This is a genomic window from Anabaena sp. CCY 9910, assembly GCF_963920875.1.
GTDB lineage: Bacteria > Cyanobacteriota > Cyanobacteriia > Cyanobacteriales > Nostocaceae > Trichormus > Trichormus variabilis.
Genome location: NZ_CAWUDJ010000016.1, coordinates 120,068 through 130,621, shown reverse-complemented (window position 1 = coordinate 130,621; position 10,554 = coordinate 120,068). Strand labels below are relative to the sequence as shown.

9 protein-coding genes are annotated in these 10,554 nt (G+C 37.7%); 3 read left to right on the top strand and 6 right to left on the bottom strand.

Features of this window, described 5'->3' with window-relative positions; translation table 11 throughout:
* Positions 1 to 129: 129 nt before the first annotated feature.
* The 5 genes from ACM5QX_RS14360 to ACM5QX_RS14340 form a co-directional block, all read right to left on the bottom strand.
* Positions 130 to 900, bottom strand: a complete 771-nt coding sequence (locus tag ACM5QX_RS14360; protein WP_414754129.1) for a DUF3226 domain-containing protein — start codon at positions 898 to 900, stop codon at positions 130 to 132.
* Entirely contained in the window at positions 893 to 2,038 is a 1,146-nt protein-coding gene (locus ACM5QX_RS14355; RefSeq protein WP_414754128.1) for an AAA family ATPase, read from the bottom strand. Before ACM5QX_RS14355 ends, ACM5QX_RS14360 begins: the two co-directional genes overlap by 8 nt.
* A gap of 309 nt (positions 2,039 to 2,347) precedes the next feature.
* Entirely contained in the window at positions 2,348 to 3,166 is an 819-nt protein-coding gene (locus ACM5QX_RS14350; protein ID WP_414754127.1) for an SDR family NAD(P)-dependent oxidoreductase, read from the bottom strand.
* Positions 3,167 to 3,365: 199 nt separating this feature from the next.
* A complete protein-coding gene (locus tag ACM5QX_RS14345; RefSeq protein ID WP_414754126.1) occupies positions 3,366 to 4,694 on the bottom strand; it encodes an NAD(P)/FAD-dependent oxidoreductase in 1,329 nt (442 codons plus the stop codon).
* A gap of 266 nt (positions 4,695 to 4,960) precedes the next feature.
* Positions 4,961 to 5,449 (bottom strand): hypothetical protein, encoded by a 489-nt coding sequence (locus ACM5QX_RS14340; protein WP_414754125.1) that lies wholly within the window; start codon positions 5,447 to 5,449, stop codon positions 4,961 to 4,963.
* A 220-nt stretch (positions 5,450 to 5,669) separates the two neighbouring features.
* On the opposite strand from ACM5QX_RS14340, the gene ACM5QX_RS14335 reads away from it, so the two are divergent.
* The 3 genes from ACM5QX_RS14335 to nifV all read left to right on the top strand — a co-directional run bounded on the left by ACM5QX_RS14335 (position 5,670) and on the right by nifV (position 8,567).
* Positions 5,670 to 6,506: an FAD-binding domain-containing protein gene (locus tag ACM5QX_RS14335; protein WP_414754124.1), complete on the top strand. Its 837-nt coding sequence runs from the start codon at positions 5,670 to 5,672 to the stop codon at positions 6,504 to 6,506.
* 62 nt (positions 6,507 to 6,568) lie between these two features.
* Positions 6,569 to 6,985: a DNA polymerase gene (locus tag ACM5QX_RS14330; RefSeq protein WP_011317793.1), complete on the top strand. Its 417-nt coding sequence runs from the start codon at positions 6,569 to 6,571 to the stop codon at positions 6,983 to 6,985.
* 451 nt (positions 6,986 to 7,436) lie between these two features.
* Entirely contained in the window at positions 7,437 to 8,567 is a 1,131-nt protein-coding gene (gene nifV, locus ACM5QX_RS14325) for a homocitrate synthase (protein ID WP_414754123.1), read from the top strand.
* Between the two features lie 172 nt (positions 8,568 to 8,739).
* On the opposite strand, the gene ACM5QX_RS14320 is transcribed toward nifV, so the two are convergent.
* A complete protein-coding gene (locus tag ACM5QX_RS14320) occupies positions 8,740 to 10,395 on the bottom strand; it encodes a hypothetical protein (protein WP_414754122.1) in 1,656 nt (551 codons plus the stop codon).
* Between the last annotated feature and the right edge of the window lie 159 nt (positions 10,396 to 10,554).

Genomic DNA, 10,554 nt, shown 5'->3' with positions numbered 1-10,554 from the left:
CGTGCTATGTCTCTTATCCAGTCTGCTTTGTAGCTTCTTTGTCACCCCTTCAGTTTGTATGGACAAGCGTAGGCTACGTCAACAATAATCAAACCGGATTCCTATATTTGGTTTGTAGAGTTCTATGAGTCAGGCAACTCCTGTAATTTGCTCCAAGAATTTTTTCATTAGATTTATGCTTTCTAAATTTAATGTTTGTTCATTTAGCCAACGATTATCTTGCAACGAGACTTGTAAAGTTCTGCCTGGTTTAAGGATACTGGTGATACTTGATATTACTGCTTTATTTTTACCTGCTAACTTGTTCAATTCATGTAAATCCTTTTCAGTTAATTGATCTGTATTAATGCTGGAGACATAATTGCTTGCCAACTGGAGTAAGTCTGGATAGTTTAAGTTAGCACATTCAAGAAGAATATCTTCTAATGTTCCTGGAATACGATTATTAGGCATAATAAATATACCAAATCGTGGAGAACTATTTGCAACTTCACCTAGTTTTGAAGGCAAAGGTAATCGAAGAGGTCTGATTTTATTAATCAATGCCGTAAATCTTTCAAGAGGTGTTTCACTACTATCAGCATCTAAGACAAAAGCTATACCAAAAATTTCCGAAGATGGAATTAATGCTAGACTCTCTTCTACTGTATTGGCTAAACGTGTAATGCCGATAGCACTATGTAAAGCAATGGATAATTGATCATTCTTCAAAAAAGTTGGAACGGGTACACGTTTCATTAAATCATCATCGATAGGAAACGTTTTTGGTACAAGCGGTTCCCAAAATGAGTCTAGTGCTGACAATTTAGTTACGCGACGTAAACCAGAAAGTTTCAACAAACAAATTAAAAATTCAATATCTTGTGGGCCTTCTGCCACTATATAAGAATATTTAACCATGACTACCTCTAATGTCCAGCCCCCTCTCTGAACGTAGTCTATGCAAAAGATTTCCAGAAAATCTTTGTGGTGGTTTTCCTTGGCTATTTAATCGAAAAGCTACAATATTATCAGTACTCACATCTGTTTTTAACATAGCATCAACAGCTTCTAGGCTATGAGTTGTGGCAAAAAGCTGTACGTTTCTTCTACAACAAGCTTCAATGAGCCACGAAAAAACTCTAGTGAGAGCTGAAACATGAATAGATGTTTCAATTTCGTCGATTAATAACACACCATTTTTAGTAGAAAAAAGAGTCAGAGCAATAATTAAAGTTCGCTTAAGACCATCACCAAATGTATATAAAGGAGCAAGACCTAATTGTTGATGCTTTATATAAAGGGTTGCTCTATTTGTAGATTGAGATAATATTTCAATATCTATGATATTACTATCAAACCATTGAATTATCTCTAATACTTCTTCTTTCCCACCTTGATTTTCTAGAATTATTTGTGTTAGACGTTCTAAAATAGGTTGGGATGAAGAATATGCAGGGGATACAGTTGCATTATTTACAAAAGGTTTATTCCTTCTCCGCCAAATAAATCGCTCATTTTCCCAGAATTGAAATATCTCTCTCTGTCCTACTTGAGAATTAAATAAATTTGTTTGCCCTGTTTTTGGATATACTACAACTTGTAATTCTAAACCTGAGCGTACAGATTCAGTTTCAGAAGAAACAATATCTTCATTTATTTGTTCACTATTAGAGGTTTCTGTTCCGCTACCATAAATTTCTTCCAGTTGGGCTTTAATTTCAATTATAGAAGTATCTCCGTTTGTCTTGATACATATTTCTTGTTCGTAATCTTTGTCATGAGAAAAAGTCGTATTTTGTGGAAAAATCCATTTTAATGCGTTGATGTCAGGTCGAGGAGTAGCTAACATTCTACCAAGATATACTCTTCTTTGTGAAACTTCCAGCCACTGAAATGGATCAAGAGGATTACATAAAATTGAGATGGCTTCAAGAATACTTGTCTTTCCTGAATTATTGTCACCAACTAAAATGTTAACTTGACCTAATTGAGACAGTTCTACCGTCTTCAAACCCCGATATCCATTGATTTGTAGCTGGTTGAAGACTGGATTCATGTGGACAATTCCTAAAATTGGTTAGCTTGAGCTAAAGTAACTGCAAAATAAATCATATTTCATTGTTATGCAAATGATTGCACTTACATGAAAAATGTATGTAATAATTTCACAATGCTGTGTTAACTATGATCAGGAGTGTATGGAATATGGCTCAGATAGTGATCAAGCTCAAACAGTGGGACTGAAGAATAAATCAGACCCAAGTGTCCCACGCGGAAAAAGCAAGTGGCGATCGCTAGCTAGGTATTACAATTTATTATTATCTTGTCCACACCAAAATAACAACCAGGCATGATGAGCATCAACTTATTTGCGTTCTTCCATGCCAAAGACGCGCCGGACAAGAGACTGTATCAAACTAGGAGTCAATTGATAAGCCGCCTTCCAAAAGTTAGCTGAACCTACGACGACATCAGAACGCTTGTTTTTGACTGCACTCCAAATTGCTTTGGCTACATCTTCCGGTTTTTCTAACACAGGCATTTGAATCGCCTTACCTACCAATTCAGTCCGCGCCTGAGCCATTTCCTCATCTTTACCACGAAAAATTGCTCGTTCCATAAGTTGGGTGCTGATGAAGCTGGGATAAATGCCGCTAACGTGAATGTTTTTAGGTGATAATTCTGCGTGTAGGGATTTTGTTAACCCTGTTATGGCGTATTTGCTGGCTGTGTAAGGCACATGGTAAGGAATAGGTTCTAAACCACCAATAGAACTGACATTTACAATAGTTCCTGCGCCACGCTGGAGAAAATAGGGCAATATGGCATGAATGGTATGAATATAACCCCACAAATTAGTGTCAATAATTTGATGCCAATCTTCTAAGCTGAAATTTTCTACAGAACCCAAGCAAAAGATACCTGCATTATTAATTAATACATCTACCTGACCAAAATGAGCGATCGCCTTTTGCATCATGTTATTAACTTGTGTAGCATCTTTGACATCGGTAGAAATGGCGATCGCTTCTTGTCCCAGTTCCCGTATCTCGGTGGCGATCGCTTCTAAACGATCAGGTTGGCGAGCTGCCAGCACAACATTATAATTGTGACGGGCAAATAATAATGCTGTGGCTTTGCCAATACCTTGAGATGCGCCTGTGATAATTACTGTGCTAGTCATATAACTGTTGACTTGAGCTTCTACAATACAGAAACACCTGAAAATGCTTGAATACAAGTCCATGAAATATCATCTGAGTCTTTAATGTCTCTTTCTATGTGTGTATTTTCTTGATTGATGAGCCACAAAGCCACCTTTTATCCCAGTATACAGATGGGTGTATACCGTAGGCGTTTAAATGCTATTGCAGAGATTGGTATTAACGAGATTCTTGGAGGTAAGGCAAATCTGCTAGACGATGCTGCACACTCATGGTCTTACTAGATAAAATTATACGAACGTGGCGATCGCTCCCAAAATAAGTATGTAGCCAAGTGAGTAACACTAGCAAACGGCTGCGGTAGCCGGGAAGATAGACTAGATGAACTCCTAGCCACATCAACCAAGCCAAGAAACCTGTAAACGCAAACGCACCAATTTTCCCCACACCCGAATAACAGCCAATAATTGCCAATCTACCTTTATTGAAATAGTTAAAAGGCTTTGGTGATTTTCCTCGTATTTGCTGCTGAATATTGCGTGCTACCGCCACACCTTGCTGAAGCGCCTCCGGTGCAACCCCAGATAATAACTTACCGTTTTTTTCCACATAAGCCAAATCCCCAATTGCATATACGTTGGGATGTTCCAACACTTGTAAAGTAGGATGAACTACAATTTTGCCCTTATGCGCCACAGGTAACTCCTCGGAGACTCCAGGGAGGTTGGCTTCTAAACCCGCAGTCCAAATCACGCTGGCGGAGGGAATAATTTCCTCGTTGTCTAGGTGGACAAATCCTTGTGTAAGTTGGCTGACTCTCGTTTGCAGATAAACTTCAACTCCTAGCTGATGCAGTTTTTTGTGAGTGTAGTTTCCTAATTTTTTTGGGAATTCGACTAATAAGCGATCGCCCGATTGCACTAGAATTATTTTCACTTCCCCAAAACCTATGGTGGGATAATCCCGACGCAAGCAGCCTCTTAGCATCTCTACCAAAGCACCCGCCGTCTCCACCCCAGTTGCACCACCACCCACAATGGTAAAAGTTAGTAATTGTCGCCGTTTTGCTGCATCAGATTCTTGAATAGCTTGTTCAAAACAGGAAAAAATATGATTGCGTAAGGCAACAGCTTCTTCTAAACTTCTCATAGGAAAAGCGTATTCTTCAGCACCGCTAACTCCCCAAAACTGAGTCCGACTACCAGTCGCCAGCACCAAAAAATCATAATCAATTGCACCCTTAGCTGTTTTGACAATCTGCCCAGAAAAATCAATCTGCTCAACCTCAGCCATGAGAAACTGAACTTGAGGCTTTTGATGTTGCCTTCTATAGTTAAAAGAGAAACGCCGCAAAATTGTCCGGATGGGGTAAGCAATGTATTCTGGTTCTATCTGCCCGGTGGCTACCTGATAAAGTAATGGGACAAAAGTGTGATAATTATGGCGATCGATTAGTAATACATCTGCACCAGAATTAGCTAAAGATTGGGCAGCTTGTAAACCACCAAATCCAGCACCAACAATAACAACGCGGCGATTCCTCATCATTCCCCTCTTGATTGAGTTGGCTGGCAATAACTATTGAATATTAAGAAAATGTAATAAATTGATAATATAGCAATTATAAATAAGTTGTCAGAAAAAACACACCCTAGCCAACATTCTCATAGTTCACTCTAGGATGTACATATCCTCGATTTCTTTACAGAATATTTACATCCAAAAATAAAGGGTATGAGGATGTAAGTTTTGAAAACCATCACATCCTTATACCCTGTCAAAGCAAAGAGACTCATTGCATAAATCCACAATACCTATTTATTTTTCTCCAAATAGATTTGAATATTAGTTTTGTCAACTAACTCACCAGATAGCTGTTTCACATTTTTCAACTGAGTATTAAATGTGAGGAATTTTTTGCCATCCTGTTTGAATAATAAAGTGACCGTATTATTATTGTTAACTGTGGCGACTAATGTACCACTTTGTAAAACTATATCTTTGTTGGTCTTAACATCAGAACCCCAAAATTTCCAACTTCCTTGTTTAATAGCTCCAGGTTGAGATGAAACATCTATTTCTACAACTGTTCTAACATCATCACCCTTGCTACCTATTGATCCTTTCCAATTGCCTACAATAGAAGGTGCAGGACTAAACACCTTATTAATTTGATGATTACCTTGTTTTAATATGGGAACGTTTGCCGAAACTTGATTGTTAATACTCAAAAATGAGATGCTGCTAATAATAGTTGTTGTTACCAAAGTTGCCAATGTCAAAGATTTAGTAGAGACCTGCATATCGATTCACTCCGTCAGTAAGTTTTTGTAATTAACGTCTTCACTTACTCACTAGATCCGTTCGCAACTTTTTATGCAGTGATTAAAAATTCTGGGAGGCTATCTGGTATATCTGAATGGCTATGAAAACGAAAAATCAAGGGTTTGGACAAGGGTATAGGAACTATCTAACCCGTTAGCTATATATTGCCACCTGTATTAATGTATATTAAATCAGCTTATGTTACGTAAATTTGCTAGTCGAGACGAATTAATAGCTTACCTGCGTGAACAATTTCCCCAAGCCGCAGAAAGAAGTGATAATGTTGGTGATATCAAGGGTGGAAGGCAAGCCGCCCAAAAAGCTCTACAAAAAGTTAACCCTGCTACCTACGCAAAAACACGTAACTTTTTGACTGGGGATGTAACCAGACTCTCACCCTACATCCGCTATGGAGTTTTGAGCCTGAGAGAAATACGAGATTATGTATTAGATAACGTCAAACACCCTGATGATGCTACAAAACTCATTAATGAATTAGGTTGGCGCGATTATTGGCAGCGATTGTATGTCAAGCTAGGCAATGGTATCTGGGAAGACCAGGAAGAATATAAGACAGGTTACACTCCCGCAGAATACGCATCTGATCTAGCCACGGATATCAAAGAAGGCAAAACAGGATTAGTTTGTATCGACAGCTTCAGCCGCGAATTACGGGAAACTGGCTACTTACACAACCATATGAGAATGTGGCTAGCTGCCTACATTGTCCATTGGCGGCGTATTCGCTGGCAAGAGGGAGCCAAATGGTTCCTAGAACACCTCTTAGATGGTGATCCTGCTAGTAATAATATGTCCTGGCAATGGGTAGCCAGCACCTTTAGTCAAAAACCATATTTTTTCAACCGCGAGAACCTAGAACGCTATACCAAAAGTATTTATTGTCAAAAATGTCCTTTATATGGTCGTTGCAATTTTGAAGGTAGCTACGAAGAATTAGAACAGCAACTTTTTCCCAAAGGACAATTTACCAGACAACCCAACAGTCAAAGTTGGCAACGTGGGAAGAAAAAGTAGTTATTGATAATTAGTCATTTATTCATTTGCCCATTTCCTAATTTATCCTCGCCATTTCTAATATGAATAAACCAATTGTGTGGATACATGGTGATTGTCTCAGTCCCCTCAACCCAGCCTTACAAGAATACCCGGATGCCCCGGCTATTTGGGTTTGGGACGATGCTTTAATAGAAGAATGGCAATTAAGCCTAAAACGCATCACTTTTATTTATGAATGCTTGCTAGAGTTACCTGTGGAAATTCGCCGTGGTAATGTGGCACAAGAAATTATCGGTTTTGCCAAAGAACATCATGCTGATTTAGTGGCAACAGCCAATAGTCCCAGCCCCAGATTCGATAATATCTGTGATGAAATAGAGCGTTCTTTAAAATTAGAGGTTTGGGAAGTAGAACCATTTTTTGACTACGACGGTTACATAGATTTAAAGCGATTCTCTCGCTATTGGAAAGTAGCAGAAAAGTATGTATTTGAATAGTTAATTTTATTAATTCGTATCACACAGAGACGCAAAGATACAGTGATTTTCATCAGCTAGCAAAAATCACCAATCAAATGATTATGTCCACCGTGTGCATAAATGAATTGGAGTGATATGTTAAGACATACATCTATTCACAAAAATCAGAGCTTGTATCAAGTATTGACTAATTTGTAGTACTAAATGCTGTGGCTTAAACAATTGAGTGTTTTGTCGCAGTACTGAAAATTTTTGCTGAATGTAGGTTAGCAATTCTTTTACTTTTAGAGTATCCTTTGTCAGATTACCTTGGCACTTATACCAATTCTCCAGAATTTGCGCCAAATAATGTAGAGACGTTGTATGTAACGTCTCTACAGTACAGAATAAAGTGCATCTTCATCAAGAAACGGTACTATCCAGACGTAGGCGAAGAATCTACCTTTGTTTCCTCGGAGACACTATGCAAATGAATAAAGTTCTAATTAATGACACTACACTACGCGATGGAGAGCAAGCGGCGGGTGTTGCTTTTAGCGTAGAGGAAAAAATCGCGATCGCCAAATTTCTGGATGCGATCGGTGTGGATGAAATTGAAGTGGGAATACCCGCAATGGGTAAAGCAGAACAAGAGGCGATCGCTAATATTGTGAAGTTGAATTTGTCAGCAAATCTACTTGGCTGGAACCGCGCTGTGATTTCTGATATTCAGGCTTCCATCGCTTGTGGTTTACAGCGAGTACATATCTCTATTCCCGTTTCTGCAATCCAAATCGCCGCCAAATTTCACGGACAATGGCAAGTAGTTTTACAAAAACTCCACGACAGTATTAGCTTTGCTGTTGACCAAGGTTTATTTGTATCTATAGGTGGTGAAGACTCGTCAAGAGCCGAAGAAAGCTTCCTCCTTGATGTAGTACTGGCTGCTCAAGAATGGGGTGCGTCACGATTTCGCTTTTGTGACACAGTAGGTATTCTTGACCCATTTACTACCCACGCCAAGGTAAAACAATTGGTGGCATCTTTGACAATACCTGTAGAAATGCACACTCACAATGATTTCGGTTTGGCAACAGCCAACGCCCTCGCAGGTATCAAAGCAGGCGCTTTATCGGTAAATACTACTGTAAATGGATTAGGTGAACGAGCTGGGAATGCTGCTTTAGAAGAAGTGGTTATGGCTCTCAAGCACTTGTATCACCATGATTTAGGAATTGATACGCGGCGTTTACTGGAAATATCTCAACTCGTAGTATCAGCATCAGGTCATCCTGTACCACCTTGGAAAGCAATTGTTGGTGAAAATACTTTTGCTCACGAGTCCGGAATTCATGCTCATGGTGTACTGCAAAATCCCCAAACCTACGAACCGTTTGCACCAGAAGAAGTAGGGAGAGAGCGCCGTTTAGTTGTGGGTAAACATTCTGGTAGACATTTACTGTCTAGTATTTTGCAGCAACACGACATTATTCTCAATCACGAAGAAACCCAATCTGTCTTAGATGCAGTTAGACAAGAATCAGTAGAAAAAAAACGCAGCCTCACACCTCAAGAACTTTTACATTTAGTGCAGACAAAACAACATTTTCGTGCCTGTTGAATGAGGTTCTTTGCCCTTTGCCTTTCCCTATAAATCTCATAAATAAAATTAACGTGCGCCCTTGTTGGAGACTCACGTTAATTTTTAGTTCAAATTGCCTAACAAACTTTTTATTTCTGGATAGATATAGCCGTAGCCAGATAGATTAGTCTGTCAACCGTCAACCGTTGATTTAATTTAAAAGATAAACTCTGGCTGTATCTGTTTCTAAAAAAAGCTGTGATGGTCTGGTAATCATCCCATTATCAGAAATTTTAAAGATTGGCCATAGTTTCTGCAAATCTGATGGTGTAAATTTTACGTAGTATGGTTTTTCATAATTTGTATCATTCACGAAAGTACCGTCTATAAGAAGTAATCTTTTGGGATGAATGACATAATTACCAGATGTACAAATATTTACAACTTCAATATTCTTCCGCGTGATATTAGTATCAATGTAATTGTACTGGTTATTAACTTTTCTTCTGTTTTTAACTCTAGGGTCGCAAAGAACTGCACGAGATGGTAACTGATTGATTATTTGGGTTATATCTGCTGTGTTTATTACCCGATTATTACCATATTTACTTAGCATAAACTGATAATCATAAAATAAATTAGTAAAGCACGATATGAAAATAATGATGCCAGTACATATATAAAAAATCCGTTTTACACGGCTAGAAAAATCAATATATGCAAGAGATGTAATTGTTAAAACAATAGGCGCAAATAAAATAAGTATCTTGTAGTGAAAAACAGTTATCTCTGAATCGAGATTTGAAGCAGCATAAAGATAAATAGCCCATGTGGAACACCAAATCAACCAAATATATTTGTTTCCCTTAAATTTTGTAATTCCTAAGTATGTAACTAGAGATAAAAAAACAACAGATATGGCTAAATAAATCCATGACGGATTCCAGAGATAGGCTTCTTGTAATAATTTATAATAATTTATAAATATATTGCTCAGTCTTTTAACCAAACTCATTAACGCGGAATTATCTGATGATGATTTAGCCCCAATAACAGTTTTTAGAATAATTTTAGTATTGCGAAAACCACGACCAAATTCACCGACCCAATATGGAAATAAAGCGAGGATAGCCGACAGAATGCTGATGATAGGTAGGCTTATTAATGAGTAACGCTTTCTTTTCGTAATTTTATATATAAAAATTAAGCAACTAATGGTAAACACTATTGGCATAATGAATAGTGTTGAAGAATGTAAACTAATTAATATTGCTAAAATTAATCCATACCCAGCCCACAGTGTAGTCTGGACTAAAAAAGAAAATTTTTCCTCCATTTGCCAATAATACAGCAATGTAAAAGCCAGTAAAAAAAAGGGAATTGAGCTAGGATTCCATTGAAAATTACTGATAAATATTTCTCCATAAAGAGTGCTATACCAAAAGCCTGCTAAACCACTCAAGAAAATTCTCGTTTGTGTTTGAAGATTTTCTAGTAATTGATAAACTAAATAAATTAATAGAGGAATAGATAAAAAAGAAAATAAAGCGTTCGGTAATGCTTGAAAAACTGGATCTGCTCCTAAAATCGTAAATGGAAAGAACAGATAATAATAAAGAGGTAGGATATGATGTCTACCTACAGTAGTGACTTGAGGTCCCAGGGTCGGCCATTCTCCTTTCCACATATTAATAACGGCAAAGGCATCTCTAACTTGATCAGAATCTTGACCGATATCAAATGAAACATATTGAAAAACGGCAATAATTCTGGTGATAAAACCTACGGCGATCGCTAAAAATATCAGACTGTATCCTATAAGCGTAATCTTACTAAGATGCTTTAACTCTGAGCTAAGTTTAAACATGATAGTTATGTGATGAATAATGATGATAGGAACTTGAATACTTACTGTTTAAGCATTTGTTTCCAGTATCATACATCACGAGTTTATAAATTTTTGTTTTTTTATTGCTATGTATCCATAAAGATACTTAGAAAATTAAGCTTATTGGGTGGGACGAGA

Bases quoted from the DNA above. Each gene is read 5' to 3' on its own strand.
- ACM5QX_RS14340 (WP_414754125.1), bottom strand. From the start codon at position 5,449: ATGCAGGTCTCTACTAAATCTTTGACATTGGCAACTTTGGTAACAACA.
- ACM5QX_RS14360 (WP_414754129.1), bottom strand. From the start codon at position 900: ATGGTTAAATATTCTTATATAGTGGCAGAAGGCCCACAAGATATTGAA.
- ACM5QX_RS14335 (WP_414754124.1), top strand. From the start codon at position 5,670: ATGTTACGTAAATTTGCTAGTCGAGACGAATTAATAGCTTACCTGCGT.
- ACM5QX_RS14350 (WP_414754127.1), bottom strand. From the start codon at position 3,166: ATGACTAGCACAGTAATTATCACAGGCGCATCTCAAGGTATTGGCAAA.
- nifV (WP_414754123.1), top strand. From the start codon at position 7,437: ATGAATAAAGTTCTAATTAATGACACTACACTACGCGATGGAGAGCAA.
- ACM5QX_RS14355 (WP_414754128.1), bottom strand. From the start codon at position 2,038: ATGAATCCAGTCTTCAACCAGCTACAAATCAATGGATATCGGGGTTTG.
- ACM5QX_RS14345 (WP_414754126.1), bottom strand. From the start codon at position 4,694: ATGATGAGGAATCGCCGCGTTGTTATTGTTGGTGCTGGATTTGGTGGT.
- ACM5QX_RS14330 (WP_011317793.1), top strand. From the start codon at position 6,569: ATGAATAAACCAATTGTGTGGATACATGGTGATTGTCTCAGTCCCCTC.
- ACM5QX_RS14320 (WP_414754122.1), bottom strand. From the start codon at position 10,395: ATGTTTAAACTTAGCTCAGAGTTAAAGCATCTTAGTAAGATTACGCTT.